This window comes from Paenibacillus sp. PAMC21692 (genome assembly GCF_014303795.1).
Classification (GTDB): domain Bacteria; phylum Bacillota; class Bacilli; order Paenibacillales; family Paenibacillaceae; genus Pristimantibacillus; species Pristimantibacillus agaridevorans.
Genome location: NZ_CP060293.1, coordinates 3,772,994 through 3,788,619, shown reverse-complemented (window position 1 = coordinate 3,788,619; position 15,626 = coordinate 3,772,994). Strand labels below are relative to the sequence as shown.

Annotated in this window: 16 protein-coding genes; 2 read left to right on the top strand and 14 right to left on the bottom strand. The window is 53.8% G+C overall.

Translation table 11 applies throughout. The features are described 5' to 3' along the window. Positions 1–35: 35 nt before the first annotated feature. From H7F31_RS14950 to H7F31_RS14885, 14 genes are all read right to left on the bottom strand, one after another. Positions 36–2,267: a LysM peptidoglycan-binding domain-containing protein gene (locus tag H7F31_RS14950; RefSeq protein ID WP_187104841.1), complete on the bottom strand. Its 2,232-nt coding sequence runs from the start codon at positions 2,265–2,267 to the stop codon at positions 36–38. Between the two features lie 170 nt (positions 2,268–2,437). Beyond that, positions 2,438–3,319 carry a branched-chain-amino-acid transaminase gene (ilvE, locus tag H7F31_RS14945; protein WP_087566505.1) on the bottom strand — a complete coding sequence of 294 codons (882 nt, stop codon included), beginning with the start codon at positions 3,317–3,319 and terminating at the stop codon, positions 2,438–2,440. Between the two features lie 98 nt (positions 3,320–3,417). Further along, positions 3,418–4,290, bottom strand: a complete 873-nt coding sequence (pheA, locus tag H7F31_RS14940; protein WP_187105362.1) for a prephenate dehydratase — start codon at positions 4,288–4,290, stop codon at positions 3,418–3,420. Continuing rightward, a complete protein-coding gene (gene thrB / locus H7F31_RS14935) occupies positions 4,290–5,294 on the bottom strand; it encodes a homoserine kinase (RefSeq protein ID WP_187104840.1) in 1,005 nt (334 codons plus the stop codon). The genes pheA and thrB overlap by 1 nt, the downstream gene beginning before the upstream one ends. 34 nt (positions 5,295–5,328) lie before the next feature. Beyond that, complete coding sequence (locus H7F31_RS14930; protein ID WP_187104839.1) at positions 5,329–6,618, bottom strand: homoserine dehydrogenase; 1,290 nt, start codon at positions 6,616–6,618, stop codon at positions 5,329–5,331. A 22-nt stretch (positions 6,619–6,640) separates the two neighbouring features. Continuing rightward, positions 6,641–7,078 carry an ACT domain-containing protein gene (locus tag H7F31_RS14925; RefSeq protein WP_187104838.1) on the bottom strand — a complete coding sequence of 146 codons (438 nt, stop codon included), beginning with the start codon at positions 7,076–7,078 and terminating at the stop codon, positions 6,641–6,643. 164 nt (positions 7,079–7,242) lie between these two features. Next, a complete protein-coding gene (gene obgE / locus H7F31_RS14920; RefSeq protein WP_187104837.1) occupies positions 7,243–8,568 on the bottom strand; it encodes a GTPase ObgE in 1,326 nt (441 codons plus the stop codon). A gap of 13 nt (positions 8,569–8,581) precedes the next feature. After that, positions 8,582–9,328: a Spo0B domain-containing protein gene (locus H7F31_RS14915; RefSeq protein ID WP_187104836.1), complete on the bottom strand. Its 747-nt coding sequence runs from the start codon at positions 9,326–9,328 to the stop codon at positions 8,582–8,584. Between the two features lie 200 nt (positions 9,329–9,528). After that, complete coding sequence (rpmA, locus tag H7F31_RS14910; RefSeq protein WP_087566511.1) at positions 9,529–9,840, bottom strand: 50S ribosomal protein L27; 312 nt, start codon at positions 9,838–9,840, stop codon at positions 9,529–9,531. A gap of 45 nt (positions 9,841–9,885) precedes the next feature. Continuing rightward, positions 9,886–10,221, bottom strand: coding sequence for a ribosomal-processing cysteine protease Prp (locus tag H7F31_RS14905; protein WP_187104835.1), 336 nt, complete (start codon positions 10,219–10,221; stop codon positions 9,886–9,888). A 17-nt stretch (positions 10,222–10,238) separates the two neighbouring features. Next, positions 10,239–10,550, bottom strand: a complete 312-nt coding sequence (gene rplU, locus H7F31_RS14900) for a 50S ribosomal protein L21 (protein ID WP_087566513.1) — start codon at positions 10,548–10,550, stop codon at positions 10,239–10,241. A 266-nt stretch (positions 10,551–10,816) separates the two neighbouring features. Continuing rightward, positions 10,817–12,022: an Rne/Rng family ribonuclease gene (locus tag H7F31_RS14895; protein ID WP_261800424.1), complete on the bottom strand. Its 1,206-nt coding sequence runs from the start codon at positions 12,020–12,022 to the stop codon at positions 10,817–10,819. A 35-nt stretch (positions 12,023–12,057) separates the two neighbouring features. After that, positions 12,058–12,942 (bottom strand): M50 family metallopeptidase, encoded by an 885-nt coding sequence (locus tag H7F31_RS14890; protein ID WP_187104834.1) that lies wholly within the window; start codon positions 12,940–12,942, stop codon positions 12,058–12,060. Then, positions 12,935–13,978 (bottom strand): M23 family metallopeptidase, encoded by a 1,044-nt coding sequence (locus tag H7F31_RS14885; protein WP_187104833.1) that lies wholly within the window; start codon positions 13,976–13,978, stop codon positions 12,935–12,937. Before H7F31_RS14885 ends, H7F31_RS14890 begins: the two co-directional genes overlap by 8 nt. Before the next feature lie 316 nt (positions 13,979–14,294). On the opposite strand from H7F31_RS14885, the gene H7F31_RS34035 reads away from it, so the two are divergent. Beyond that, positions 14,295–14,627 (top strand): transposase, encoded by a 333-nt coding sequence (locus H7F31_RS34035; RefSeq protein WP_219930285.1) that lies wholly within the window; start codon positions 14,295–14,297, stop codon positions 14,625–14,627. Continuing rightward, positions 14,624–15,484 carry an IS3 family transposase gene (locus H7F31_RS14880; RefSeq protein ID WP_261800484.1) on the top strand — a complete coding sequence of 287 codons (861 nt, stop codon included), beginning with the start codon at positions 14,624–14,626 and terminating at the stop codon, positions 15,482–15,484. The genes H7F31_RS34035 and H7F31_RS14880 overlap by 4 nt, the downstream gene beginning before the upstream one ends. Positions 15,485–15,626: the final 142 nt, after the last annotated feature.

Genomic DNA, 15,626 nt, shown 5'->3' with positions numbered 1-15,626 from the left:
TTCAGCATTATGAGGGAACCGCATTTGCCTTTGTTTTAACGGTTCAGCCAAGGGCGGCTGCCGCTAGACGTTCTTTTTTTGGGTCGCGGCGCCACGGTCCGGATAACGGCTTTTTTGGCTTTTTTGCGCGGTTTTGAAGTGCCGGATTTGGACAACGGCGACTTCTTTTCTTGCTGAAACTCCAGCTCATCCTCCCGCTTGCCGCCGCAGCCGCAATCATCGTTAGCCGTCGATTGGACAGTCGGCCCAGACGAGACATTAGCATTTTGCTGCCATAAAGGCGATGGAGCATATGGCGGGTAAGTCATTGGATAACCGGCTCCGCCGTAAACCGGCGCCGACATGGTGGACATCGTTTGCGGCAAACCTTTGGTAGGCATGCCTGACAATGGCGATACCATTCCAGCATGGTTCGGCATATTGGACAATGGCATCATCATGTTATTCTCGCTGACTCCCGCATAACCGCCACCTGGGTATCCCCAGCCCCCCGCGCCGCCGTATGGCATCATGGAAGGTACGGGATATCCCATCATGCCTGCGCCTGGCGGGCAATCGTAAGGATACATGGAAGGCTTCTCGCCGTAAGGCATATCTCCGTAAGGCATCTCACCGTAAGGCATCATACCCGCATTCGGCAACACCGGAGCAACATTCGGCTGGTTCCCCATATACATGGCTTCCGTAGCAGGCATGTTGTATTGCTGGAACAAGTCCATGTCCATATACTGCATGTATTCCGATTGTGCCGGAGTTACCTTCTTCTCCGCCATCTTCTGAATCGGCAATGCCTTCTGAGCCACGTTCGTCGTCATTGGCGCATAATTGTTCATGCTCATGGGCGATACGTTCGTCGACAATGGCGCATAATTGTTCATGCTCATGGGCGATACGTTCGTCGACAGCGGCGCAACGTTGTTCATGCTCATGGGCGATACGTTCGTCGACAGCGGCGCAACGTTGTTCGTGTTTAGCGGCGATACGTTCGTCGACATCGGTGCAACGTTGTTCATGCTCATGGGCGATACGTTCGTCGACAGTGGCGCAACGTTGTTCGTGTTCAGCGGCGCTACGTTCGTCGACAGCGGCGCAACGTTGTTCGTGTTCAGCGGCGATACGTTCGTCGACAGCGGCGCAACGTTGTTCGTATTCAGCGGCGATACGTTCGTCGAAAGTGGCGCAACGTTGTTCATGCTCATGGGCGATACGTTCGTCGAAAGTGGCGCAAAATTGTTCGCCGCCATAGGAGCGACGTACGCGTTCGGCAGCGTTTTGCCCGTCGAAAGAGGCGATACTGCATTCGGCAATGTCTTGCCCGTCGAGAGCGGCATAATTGACTCGTTCGGCAGCGTTTTGCCAGTCGAAAGCGGTGCTACTGCGTTCGGGAATGTCTTGCCCGTCGCGAGCGGGGCGACATTGGCGGACAAAGGCTCGACTTTATGTCCCGAAAGCGGCTCAACCTTCGTCGCGAGCGGTTCGACTTTCCCCATAGCCATCGGTTCAACCTTCGTTGCCAAAGGCTCTACTTTACCCATAGCCATCGGCTCAACCTTCGTTGCCAGAGGCTCTACTTTACCCGTTTCCAGCGGTTCGACCTTCGTTGCCAAAGGCTCTACTTTGCCCGTTTCCAGCGGTTCGACCTTTGTGGCCAGAGGCTCTGCTTTGCCTTTTTCCAGCGGCTCGACCTTCGCTTCCTTCTCCTTCTGCTTAGGTGCGGGGGAAGGTACCGGCGAGATCGGTGCTGTAGGTGCTTTTTCCTGCACGGGGGCCGTATTCTTCTTGCCGATAACCGGGGCTGTTGACAACTTGCCGACCATGCCCTGCACGCCCTGCATAATCGAAGTCGGATGCAGCGGATGAACGCCTCCGGAGCCTGACTGCTTAACCGCCGTATTCGTTTTACCCGGCATGCCCGTTGGAGGAACCACGGTGTCCGCCTTCGGAATGTTGACGATCTCGCCCGTCAGCAAGACGTTGGGGTTCTTCAAATGCGGATTCGCGTATACCATCGCCGCCAGCGGCACGCCCCAAGCTTTGGACAGCTTCCAGAGCGTATCCCCTTGTTTGACGACGTGCTGATGCATGACTTCCACGCCTCCGATGCCATTTTGTCCTTGAGCACTTGGAATTTTCAGCTTCATCCCGACTTCCAGCACATCCGGATTCGTAATGCCGGGGTTCAAGCTTAAAATTTCCTCGATCGATACATTGTATTTTTTGCCGATGAAATACAGGGTATCGCCTTTTTTCACGATATGGATTTTCACTCGCCGATGACCTCCTGTCACGTTCTGGATAACTTGGCACGGCTAATGCCTGTTATCAATCTCTACATCCTATGCAGCAACTAGGCAAGTGTCGCCATCTTCGCACAAAAAAACCTGCCCGGAACATGTCTCCATGTCTTCCGGGCAGGTTGCCGCTTAATAAAATCTCGTTATTCGTATACTTTGACGCCGTCTACCGAAACAATCGCGCGGAATTGTTCCAGCAAATGCGTCGTGATCGGACCGGCTTGTCCGGAGCCGATCTTGCGTCCGTCGACTTCGCGCACTGCGATAACCTCGGCCGCCGTGCCCGTAAAGAACACTTCGTCGGCTACATATACGTCGTGCAGCGTGAACGGCTCTTCCTTAAGCTTGTAGCCGTGTTTGGCGCAAAGCTCCATGATCGCCGCACGGGTAATGCCTTCCAATGCGCCAACGTAACAAGGCGGCGTGTAGACGACGTTATTTTTGATAATAAAAATATTATCGCTGGATCCTTCCGCCACGTAGCCTTGGGAGTTCAGCATAATCGCTTCGCCCACTCCGGCAAGATTCGCCTGGATTTTGACCAGGATGTTGTTCAAGTAATTAAGCGACTTGATCTTCGGATTAAGCGCATCCGGGATATTGCGTCGCTGGGACACGGATACGGATACCAGACCGTTTTTGTAAGCTTCCTCCGGGTAAATCGAAAGCTGCTCCACGATAATAATGACGAATGCGGACGGGCAGCGGCGCGGATCAAGCCCCAGATTGCCGGGACCGCGGGATACGATTAGACGAATGTATCCGTCGCGCAGCTCGTTGCGGCGAATCGTCTCCACTAGCGCGCCCTGCATCTCCTCCAGGGAGAGCGGGATATCGAGCATAATCGATTTCGCAGAGTCGTACAGCCTGTCCAGATGCTCCTTGCACTTAAAGATGTTGCCGTCATAGATGCGAATTCCCTCGAAGATGCCATCCCCGTATAAAAATCCGTGATCGTACACGGATACTTTCGCATCCTCTTTTGTTACGTAATCGCCGTTTAGGTAAATCCATTGCTGTGCCATCTCTGCCCTTGCACCTCCGCGAAATTGTTCATCATGTATTTGTGTTGGTTCCTTGAAGCCTTGGGAATCGCCTTTTGTTACACCTTCGTGGCTTGAAGTTACAGCAGTTGCTCGTAAGTAAAGCTCGGATAACAGCCCAATATGCGAATCTGGCATCCTATGGCTTCGATCTCTTGAAGCGCGGCCGGCAGCAGCACCGTATCCAGCGACATCTCAATCTCGATATAAAAATAATAACTGCCCAGCTTCTTCTTCGTCGGCCTTGACTCGATGCGCGTCAGATTGATGCGGCGCCAGGCGAATGCCGACAGCACCTGATGCAGCGCTCCCGGATAATCCTCCGGCAGCGTAATAAGGATGCTTGTCTTCACGCGGTCCGACTGCCTGGCGGTATACGGCTCCGCCCCTACCAGCATAAATCTCGTATAATTGTTATCGTGATCCGTTACCTCGGTCGCGAGCAGGTCAAGGCCGTTGTTCGCCGCCGCGCTGCGGGTGCCGATCGCGGCAATTCCTTCGCCAGCATGATCGCGTACGATACGCACGGCTTCGGCCGTGCTGCCCACATGCTCTTTCTCCGCGTGCGGCATATGCTCGCGAAGAAATTGCGTACATTGCGCCATTGCCACTGGATGGCTGATCACCTTTTTGATCGTTGTCAAGTCAGGCTCGCCGGATTGTCCGGAGAACTCCTCCCGTCTTCCGATCAGATTCTGAATGGAGGGATACACCCATTCCGCCTGCATGGGAAGATCGACCTCGTGGACCAGCCAATCCAAATGCAGACTGACGGACCCATCGATCGTGTTCTCCATAGGAATAACGCTGTAGTCGCTGACCCCGTTCACCGTGGAGAGGAAGACGTCGGATATAAGCCGATGGTGCTTCCAATTCAGCGTCTCTTCCGCGAAAAGTTGCTTTGCCGCTTCGTCGGACACGGAGCCAGCAGGTAATAAAGCTATCGTTTTCATCATGCCCGTTCTCCTTTAATCCGTTCCAGGAAGGTCTCCCCATCATGGTCGGCATCTGCACTCTCTACCGTAACAACTGGACCGGAGACGCACGGCGCGAGCCAGAGGGTCTCCGCCTGGATGCCTTCCTTGCGCAGCGTCTCCTGCAGGAAATTCTCCAGCTCAGCCTTGGAACCGGACTCTGCGTCCACGAACGCGATCATTGTCGGCCCCGCTCCGCTGAGCGCAGCTCCAAGCGCGCCGAAGTCCGTCGCGCGCTCCAGAATCTCCGTCATGCCGGGAATGAGAGGCGCACGATAAGGCTGGTGCAGCCGATCCTTCATGGCATGACGGATAAGCCCAAGCTCGCCGCTGGCCAGGGCCGCGACGAGCAGCGAGCTGCAGCCGACGTTAAAGACGGCGTCGGCCATCGCCAGCCCAGAAGGCAATGCATGCCTTGCCTTCTCCGTAGCCAGTTCGAACGCCGGTATGGCTACCAGCGTCTCAAGCCTTGCAGGCGGCTCAATGCGTGCATGCTGCACGGTCTCGCCATCCCAGGCAGCGACGATGATGCCGCCGAACAGCGATGCGCCGACGTTATCCGGATGCCCCTCCAGCTTTGTAGCGAGCTCGAACAGCTTGTGATCGTCCAGCGGACTGCCGATCAGCGCGTTTGCCGCGACGAGCGCGGCGATAATGGCGGTCGCGCTGCTCCCGAGACCGCGTGCCAGCGGAATATCGCTGTACATTTCGATCGTAAGCTCCGGCACGCTGACGCCAGCTTCGTCGAATACGAGCTGAGCAACCTTGTAGAGCAGATTGCTTTTGTCCGTGGGCAGTCCATCCATGCCATCCCCGTGCAGCCGGAAGACCGTCTCTCCAGCTTGGGATGCCGACATTTCGATCCATGCGTACATCGAGAGCGCCATGCCGAGAGAATCGAATCCCGGGCCCAGATTAGCCGTGCTTGCCGGCACCTTAACGGTGACGCGGCGGTTGTCCGTATATGCTTTTTTTACTGCCATTATGCTCTCCATGCTCCCCGCTCCGTTCATTGTATTACCCCTCAACGCGATAGACGCTCTTCACCTTGTACACCACATCCAGCGATCCGAACGTGTCGATGACCTTCTGGATGGCAGCCTTGCTCGCATCATGCGTAATGATGATGATCTCGGCGTCGGGATTGTTCGGGTTCGGCTGCTGCAGCACCGACTCCAGGCTGACCTCGAATTCGGCAAAAACCTGAGTGATGCGCGCAAGAACTCCTGCACGGTCGGCAACATGCAGCAGGAGAAAATATTTCGACGAAATCTGTTCATCCGACTTCAGCTTCGTCTCCTTATAGTCCGCTACGCCGTTCTGCTTGCCGCTTACGCCGAGTTTCAGGTTCTTTACGACGGCAACCAGATCCGCGACGATGGAAGTAGCCGTTGGCAGCTCTCCGGCGCCCGCTCCGTAGAACATCGTCTCTCCAACCGCATCGCCGTAAACATATACCGCGTTAAACACGCCGTTTACGGATGCGATAGGATGCGTCTGCTTCACCATGGTAGGCTGTACGCTTATGCTGACGAGATCGTCCTGCCTCTCCGCAATGCCAAGCAGCTTCAGCTCATAGCCCAGACGTTTGGCATACAGAATATCTTCCTTGCTGACTTGCGAGATTCCCTTTGCCGATACGTTCGCAAGAGATACGTTCGTCCGGAAGCCAAGCGTCGCCAGAATCGTCATCTTGCGTGCCGCGTCCAAACCCTCCACGTCGGAGGTGGGATCCGCTTCGGCGTAACCCAGCTCCTGCGCTTCCTTCAGCACGTCGCTATAGGAGGCTCCTTCCTGGCTCATCTTCGTCAGAATATAGTTCGTCGTACCGTTAACAATGCCCATGATCTTCGTAATCCGATCGGAAGAAAAGCCGTCGACCAACGTACGTAAAATGGGAATACCGCCAGCTACGCTGGCTTCGTACAAGATGTCGCAGCCATTCTCCTTGGCTTTGGCCACAATCTCCGGTCCGTGGAGCGCCATCAAGTCCTTGTTGGCCGTCACGACATGTTTGCCCCGCGACAACGCCTCGATAATGTATTCCTTTGTTCCCGCAATGCCGCCCATGACTTCTACGACGACATCGATATCGGGATGGCGGATAATATCCCACGGATCCTCCGTCAGCTTATCCGGATCAATGGAGATCGAACGAGACTTCGTCTTATTCTGTACCAACACCTTCTCAATGACGATCGGCAAACCAACCTGGCTTTGAAGATCCTCCTGATGCCCTTCCACAATACGTACGACGCCCGTTCCCACTGTACCCAGTCCGAGCAATCCTACCTTAATCGGCTTCATCTATATTCCTCCGCTCCATGATTTAACCTTGACCGATGACCGCTGCCTTCCTCACGCCGGATTGCCGCTTCAGCAGTTCCAATAGATCGGACAGTTCTCCTGCAAGTCCCGCGATGTCCACCGACAACACAACATTGGCGAATCCTTGCAGCGGGATGCTCTGATTCATTGTCAGCACATTGCCTTCCTGGCCTGCGATCAGTCCCAGCACGCAGGAGAGGACGCCTGCCTTATGCTCCAGCTCCATCGAGATCGTCACGATCCGTTCGCGGGCAATATCGTTTAGCGCGAACACGCCATCCTTATACTTGTAAAAGGCGCTGCGGCTGAGTCCCGCCCGCTCCACAGCTTCATGAACAGTTGCCACCGCGCCGCTGCTAAGCAGCTCCTTCACTTGAATCGTCTTCAGAATCGCTTCGGGCAATAGTTCCTCCCGGACGACATAATAGCGTTCAGCCACATCCGTCCTCCTCATAAAGACAATTGTACACCTATAGTGGACATTATATCGAAATCCAGGTGGCGCGGCAATAGGCCGATAAAAAAAAGACGACTGCCGTCGTCTTTCGCCATCGGAGGCTAAACTTCCCGGTCGCGAAACGCCGGGACAGTCCAACACGAAATTTAGTTGTAAGGGTCGTAATCGGTGCCTTCAAAAAATTCGAACGCGAAATCGCCGATCCGCACCATATCTCCGTCCTTGGCGCCTTCCTTGCGCAGCTTCTCGTCGACGCCCAGCTTACGCATCGTACGGGCAAATCGCATGACGGCGTCGTAGGAATTCAAGTTGATCCGCTTCATCATCCGTTCGATGCCTTCGCTCTCGACGACGAATACCTCGTCCTCGCGATGAACCGTGAACGTAATTTCGTCGCGTTTCTCGTACTTGTATACCTTGCGTTCCTCGATGTCCTTCACTTCCTCGACCTCGATCGACGCCTCCACGGTATCCAGTACATCCGCCGCCTTGTACAGCAGCTCCTGAATGCCTTCTTTCGTAAGAGAGGAGATCGGCATAACGACGTAATCCTTATCGCCCTTGACCTCATCCAGTTGCTCCTTGAAGAGGGCCAGCTGCTCCTCCGCTTCCGGCATGTCCATCTTGTTGGCCGCAATAATCTGCGGGCGATCCGCAAGCTTCTCGTTATAGTGAGTCAGCTCCGCGTTGATCTTCTGCCAGTCGTCGAACGGTTCTCGCCCTTCCGACGCCGCCATATCGATGACATGAATAATAACCCGCGTTCTCTCCACGTGACGAAGGAACTCGTGGCCAAGACCAACGCCTTCATGAGCGCCTTCGATCAGACCCGGCAAATCCGCCATAACGAAGCTCCGTCCGTCGCCGACGTCGACGACGCCCAAATTCGGCGTAATGGTAGTAAAGTGATAGGCGCCGATCTTCGGCTTGGCACCGGATACGACCGATAACAGCGTAGACTTTCCGACGCTTGGGAAGCCGACCAGACCAACATCCGCCATCACCTTGAGCTCGAGAACGACCCAGCGCTCCTGTCCTTCTTCGCCATTCTCCGAAATATAAGGAGCCGGATTCGTCGGCGTTGCGAATCTGGTATTGCCGCGTCCGCCCCGTCCGCCTTTTGCGACAACAACCTGCTGACCGTGACGCGTCAAATCCGCGATGATTTCGTTTGTATCGTCGTCAATGATGACCGTTCCCGGGGGGATGCGTACGATCGTGTCGTCGGCGCTCGCGCCGTGCATGCTCTTAACCTTGCCGCGCTCGCCGCGCTCGGCCTTGAAGTGCTTTTGGTAACGGAAGTCCATCAACGTTCGAAGCCCTTCGTCTACGCGAAAGATCAGATCTCCTCCGTTGCCGCCGTCACCGCCGGCGGGACCGCCATTCTCTACATATTTTTCGCGGCGGAAGGATACGATGCCGTCCCCGCCGTTTCCGCCTTTTACGAATATTTTTGCCTTGTCGACAAACATGCCATGCCTCCGTTCAAGCGCCTATCTCGCGCAGCTCCGTCTTTAGAACCATCTCATTGTACGACTGTTCCTCGGATATTGGAGAGAGCGATGCGCCTTTCAACTGCTCTTTCATTTTGTGCTGCCATTGCCGTTCGTTGATCAATTCGCCGTCATAATAGAAGGAGGCGTACAGCATGCCGCTCTCCGTCGCCAGCCGCAACCGGAGCAGCGCCTGCTCCCCTGTGCCAGGCTTCGCGGACAACCGATAAACGTTGATTGTATGTATAAGCGTCTCCGCTACACGGTCTGCATCCTGTACCATTTCCTGCAAATTAATACCGTTATCGATCTCGACTTCCAGCGCAAGGGAATTCGTCAGCGTGCGAAATGACTGAATATAGCTGATGAGCGAAGGAACGCCAAGCCGGGAGATTGCGCTTTCGGCATTCATTCTATCCCTTATTTTCTCCACGCAGCCCACCGTCTTATCCAGCTTGCCGAGTCGAATGTATCCATAAAGCACTTGAAGATCGTTCATCCAGTCATGCCGATGATGATTTAAAGTTCGGACGCTGGCTGACTGCATGGCGGTAATCGTAGCCGTAATTCGAGCCCGATGCTCCATTCGTTCGCTGCGAATCCAATAGATCGCAGCGGCCCCAATCCAGATCAAACAACCGATTATAAGCAAGCGGCTGCCTGGCCAGACCAGAAGCGCGGCTGCCGGCGCGATCGCCGTCGCCGCGACATAATACTTTGCCGTTGTCATGGCTATCATGCCCAGAACCTGCCTTCTTAAGGGAATTGCTAGCTGCTAGCTTTCCCAGTATAACACGCTCGTCCAAAGCGGTCATTAGCAAAGGTGAAACTGCCGCGCCAATCTTGTGGAGCGCTGTACGTTTCATAACGAGAAGGGCTTTCCCGACAATGACAAAAGCCCCGGACCAAGACATGCTGGCCGGGGCTGGTGGTTGCAAATTAAGCTTCTACTGCAGCTGCAACAGGAGCTTGATCAACAGGGTATACGCTCACTTTCTTACGATCGCGACCCAGACGCTCGAACTTGACAACGCCGTCTACTTTCGCGAACAGCGTATCGTCCTTGCCGATGCCTACGTTCGTTCCCGGGTGGATCTTCGTTCCGCGTTGACGGAACAGGATGCTGCCGCCGGATACGATTTGACCGTCCGCACGTTTAGCGCCAAGGCGCTTGGATTGCGAGTCGCGTCCGTTCTTCGTGGAACCTACGCCCTTCTTGGATGCGAACAACTGAAGATTCAGTTTCAACATGGAGTACCCCTCCTTCTTGAATTGATAACGTCTCGCAGGACAGCCTTATCGGAGCTGCTCCTGTATAACGACGTGCTTGCCGTATGATGTAGCGATCGTCTCGAGCATGACGACCATGCCTTCGAGCAGCAGCTGCATGCGGCTGTCCGCCTCTGCATCGGGCAGAACCGGAACATCCGAGGACAGCCAGCCGTTCTTAACCGTGGCAGGCAGCTCGATCCCCGCTAAAGTCTCAATCGCGTTAACCGTGCCGACCGATACCGCCGACACGCCGGCGCAGACGATGTCCTTGCCGGGCTTCGCATATTTGGCATGTCCTTCGACCGCAAACGATACGATGCGCCTATCCTTCTCATTCCTTACGAGAGTAACTGTAATCATAGCTCAAATCCTCATGCTTACGCTTGGATTTTCTCGATCGTTACTTTCGTGTAAGGTTGACGATGGCCTTGCTTGCGACGGTAGTTCTTTTTGGCTTTGAATTTGTAAACGATGATCTTTTGGCCTTTGCCGTGTTTCTCGACTTTGCCAGTAACGCTTGCGCCGGAAACCACCGGAGCTCCCGTTACAAGACCGTCCTTGCCGGATACGGCCAGAACGCGATCGAACGTTACGCTTTCGCCTTCGCTGCCGTTCAGTTTCTCGATGTAGATCACATCGCCTTCCTGAACTTTGTATTGCTTGCCGCCAGTTTCGATGATTGCGAACATAATAGGTGCACCTCCTTATTTTCGAAGACTCGCCTGAGTCAGGTGGCAAATCGCTGATGCGCTGCGCTTATGTAACCTGTTCGGAGCGGTACCTGTATGTCAGTTTCAATAAAGATACGTAACATACACCAAAACAGTTTATCACATTACACTATACGGTTTCAAGAGGTTGTTCAAAAGATTGTACAAGAGGTTGTTCAAAAAATTCGCTTTTGATCACGAAGTATACCATGAAGCATACTCGACATCGAATCACATCTTCTCCATTATGAGCGCTGAGCCAAATGATGGCTTGCGCCCATACGCGCTTTTTTGCGCGTCAACTCCATCAGTCCCAGTCGAGTCCAGCCCACAATGGACGTCTTCGTACCGTCTCGGAGTGCCTCTTCCATCAGCCTTGCAAGCACTTTGGACCGGCTCTCTTCGCGTTCCATATCTATAAAATCGATGATGACAATGCCGCCGACATCGCGCACTCGCAGCAGCCTGCCAATAAGCGAAGCCGCCTCCAAGTTGGTACGGAACACCGTATCCTCCAAATTGTCCGAGCCGGTAAACTTGCCCGTATTCACGTCAATGACGGTCAGCGCCTCCGTCTCCTCCCAGATGAGGTAGCTCCCGCTCCCCATAGGTATTCGTCTCAAAAACGCCGTCTCGATCTGCTCCGCGACCCGGAATTCCTGAAATATGCCGCGGCCGCCGCCGCCTCTATACAGCTTGACCCGACCGTCGAACGCAGGCGAGATGTCTTTGAGCAGCTCCGTCGCTTCGCCGAAACGGGCCGAATGGTCAATCCAGAGCTCGTCCATATCGGAGGAAAACGTATCGCGGATTACTCGGTGCAGCAACCCTTCTTCGCAATGCAATATTGCCGGCGCGACCGCGTGTATCGCCTTGTTTCCGATCGAGCGCCAGCGCTCCCTCAGCTTGGACACATCGGCCTGCAGCGACTCCAGCTCCTCGCCTTCGGCTGCGGTTCGCATAATAATGCCTTCTTCGTCGAGCTTCAGCCGCTCGCCGGCTATGCGCAGGCGCTCTCGCTCCGTCTCGCTAGCCACCTTCTTGGATACGCCGACGTAATCGGCGAACGGCAGGTAGACAAGCCAGCGTCCAGGCAAATTGAAGTGCGTCGTCACTCGCGCTCCCTTTCCGCCCAGCGGATCTTTGACAACCTGCACGATGATATCCTGTCCCGGCTGAGCCAGTTCCCGGATAGGAGGTTTGTTTTTAGGCTGCTTGTCAGCATGGGGATGGAGCATATCGTCAATGTACAAGAAAGCGTTTTTGCCGATGCCGATATCGACGAAAGCCGCATCCATCCCCGGCAGCACGTTCACGATTTTCCCCTTGTAAATGTTGCCCACCAGACTCGCGCCACTCGAGCGTTCCATTAAAAAATCCGTCAGCTGCCCGTTCTCCAGAACGGCCGTCTGCAGCGTATCGCCATCCACGTGCATAAGCATCTGCTTCATTAAACAACCATTCCTTCTGTCGCTTTTCCTCTATTCTAGCCCAAAAGCTCCCGGACTGCACGGTTTGGATTCAAACCGGACAAGCAGCTCTCCACAATCTGGTCTTCCGCCAGCACGCGCAGCTCCTTGCCGGACGGATCCAGCACATAGATCAAATGATAACGTTCCCGATTAAGACTCTTGGCAACGGACAATATCGATTGATAGCCGTTAACGATGATCGGCGTCGCCTTTTTCCCGCTATCCAGTGCCGTCAGCGCGGAGCGGCGCCGATGGGTCAGAAATCGCACGAACAGATACGGCACATTCCGATAGTATGTCCAGTTGCTGAGCAACAGGAATACGCCAACGACCAGAAGATTCAGCTGTACGCCGTCTCCGTAACCAGAAATCCATAGGGGCGCCGCGGCGGCCGCGATCATAATCATGCTAAAGCCAAGGCTGAGTCTTGCCGACCAAAGCAACGTCTGATAATAGTTCAGGAATACGCTGATCATCGAATGGGATAGCTTGCCTCCGTCGAGCGGATGAATGGGGAGCAGGTTAAATAAAGCGATCATCATATTAGCCTGTACAACATAGTCCGCCCATGGTTCGCTCCACAATCCCGTCACGCCGCAGGTCCAAGCCAGCAGCCCCATCCATACGTTCTGAAGAGGTCCTGCAAGTGCCACGAGGGCTTCTTCCCTGGCGCCGGCGCCTCCCGCCTCGACCTCTGCCACTCCTCCGAACGGAAGAAGCTTAACCTCCTTGATCCGCCATCCGAAACTTTTGGCCGCGAATACATGTCCAAGCTCATGTACGATGACACTGAGAAATAACACCGTTAATTCGGCAAAATATCCCGTAATGGCGGAAGCCATCATGATCATTACGAAGAGAGGATGAATAGACCACGCGATCCCGCGCCACTTAATCAAGCGTGATCACATCCAGCGGGTCCATATAACGGTCGCCTTGCTTCACAGAGAAGTAGAACAAGCTTTGCCCGCTCGCATCTCCCTCCTGCAGCTTCCCGATAATATCGCCAGCCTCTACCCAGTCGTTTACCGCTACATCCGCTCTGCCAAGCTTGCCGTAGATGGTAACGCGGTTGTTGGCATGCTGAATGAGAATGCTTTCCTCCGTCACCATAATCACTCTGCCCGTCTCCGCTGCGGCAACGGGGGCCTCAGACGAACCGGACAGTTCAATTCCATTAAGCGTCTCCGCAAAGGTACGAATTAGAGAAGCATCTTCGATCGGCACGACGGCCGCCTTCCTCACAACTCCGTTTACCCCGACGGCGCCTTGATCATCGCCGCGAAACATTGGAATGAAGGATGGCGCCCCCGCGAACGCTTGCTTGTACCACACCGCTGCCGCCGCAAAATCGATTTCTTGCGTCAGCGCCTGCTTTAAGTATTGCTGACCGCGCAGCGCCAAATCGTTGCTGGTTTGAAACATGGCGTAAATAACGCCAAACGCAAGAAGCGCAACAATCGTCTTCCAGCGCAGGCTGTGCAGAAAACGCCTCCAACCGCTGCGGGGCGGAGAGGAATCGTCGTATGTGCGCGTCTGCCTGACATAACTCTGCTTGCCTCCCGGAATGGCCGTTTCCTCTTCCCAGGAAACCCAAGGGTTAGGATTGCGCTTCCAGGCAACCTCTGGATCCTGAGGATCACCCGATATTTCCTCGCGATCCCCTCCACGTTCGCTGCTCGCTGACGGCCCTTCCGGGAACATTAAATGCATCTCTTCCTGTCTCTGCGAACCTAATGTCTTAGGCTCCGCCGCAACCTGCTTGCCTTTCTTGCCAGGCCACGGGGGCGTCCCGTTCTCCCCTTGATGACGCTGCTCTTGCTGCCTTTGCAGCATATCCACCTTATTCTCCTGCCGTTCAGAAGCCGCATATTCCTCCAGCAGTGACTTTATTTTCTCATGCCTTCGATGCCTCACGTCATCCCTCAGTCCCATATGGACCATCCTCCCCGCTGCCTTGTCCTATTTTCATATTTATGAAGCTCCAAGGACAAGTATGCGAACAAGCCCGCAACTGGAGGGAGAACAATAAATTTGCAGGTTTTAAAGTAGGTTCTAAAGGGGGTGAAAGCAGATTTGAACGGCTGGCAGCAGAGTTAACGAGTCTGAGAGCCATGATAAAGGGGAATTCTCCCTTTATTTTTCTGATTTTCCGCTTCACAGGCGGATTAGATGGAAAAATGTAAGTAGAATAAATAGTAGACACCTCGTTAAGAGAATTCGATAATGAATGAAATAGGAGGTGTTCACAATGGGTGAACAGCGGAATCGATACAATGAAGAGTTTAAGAAACAGACGGTAAAGTATCTGCAAGGGCAGACGAAATCGGTGGAGGACATCGCCCTCGAACTAGATATTCCCGCGAAGACGTTACATGCCTGGAAAGCGAAATTTCGAGATTTTAAGAATGAACCCGTCGCCAGTTCGGAACGCCTCCGTGAGCTCGAGCAGCTCGTTAAAGAGCAAGAACGTGAGCTCCGCGCGAAAGACCAGAGGATTTCCGATGTAGAGGAGGAGCTCGCGATTGTAAAAAAGGCTGTGCACATCTTCAGCAAACCAAGGAACGACGGTTCCAGTTCATAGAAGATCATCGCTCCGAGTTTCGTTTAGAGAAGATGTGCGAAGTCATGAGTGTTTCACGTAGCGGTTACTACAAATGGAAAAATGCAGAGATAAGCAACCAGGAGCTGAGAAAACGGACTTTAATGGAGCGGGTTTCTTACCATTTTCATGATTCTGAGCAGCGCTACGGTGCTCCAAAGATCACGTATCTCCTTCAAGAAGAAGGCCACACAGTAGCAGAGCGAACCATTGGTTTATATATGCAGGAGCTTGGCCTGCGTGCCTGTGTCTCGCGAAAGTACAAGGTGCAGACAACAGACTCGAGCCATGATTTGCCGATCGCACCTAACGTACTCAACCAAAAGTTTAAAACGGAGAAACCTAATAAGGTCTGGGTGGCAGACATTACCTACATTCCATGCAGAGAGGGCCGTTTATACTTAGCAAGCATTCTTGACCTGTGTACACGTGAGATCGTAGGCTGGCGCCTAGGGAGCCGGATGACGACCGACTTGGTACTTGGTGCGTTGCAAGACGCCTATAAAGCTAAAAAGCCAAAGAAGGGGCTGCTGCATCATTCAGATCGCGGTAGTCAATATGCATCTGATGATTACAGAAAGCAACTCAAAACCTACAAAATGGAAGCCAGCATGAGTCGGAAAGGCAACTGCTATGACAACGCCTGTATCGAGTCATTTCATAGCGTGCTCAAGAAGGAACTCGTTTACTGCAAGCGATTCAATACGAAGCAACAGGCCTATGAAGAAATCTACAGATATATTGAGTTTTTTTACAATCGTAAACGGATCCACAGTGCACTGGGTTACTTGTCACCAGTCCGGTATGCTGCAAAATTTAATAAGAGAAAAGCGGCATAAATGGTGTCCACTTTCTTGACAGAGGTCCAAAACGCCCTCTATATTCAAGCAAATCCACTTTCCCTAACACTATCCAGACGTTTAGATGTACAATTTCCCTTTATTTTCGCTGAACTACCCGCAGTCAAAAAATTAAAGGGAC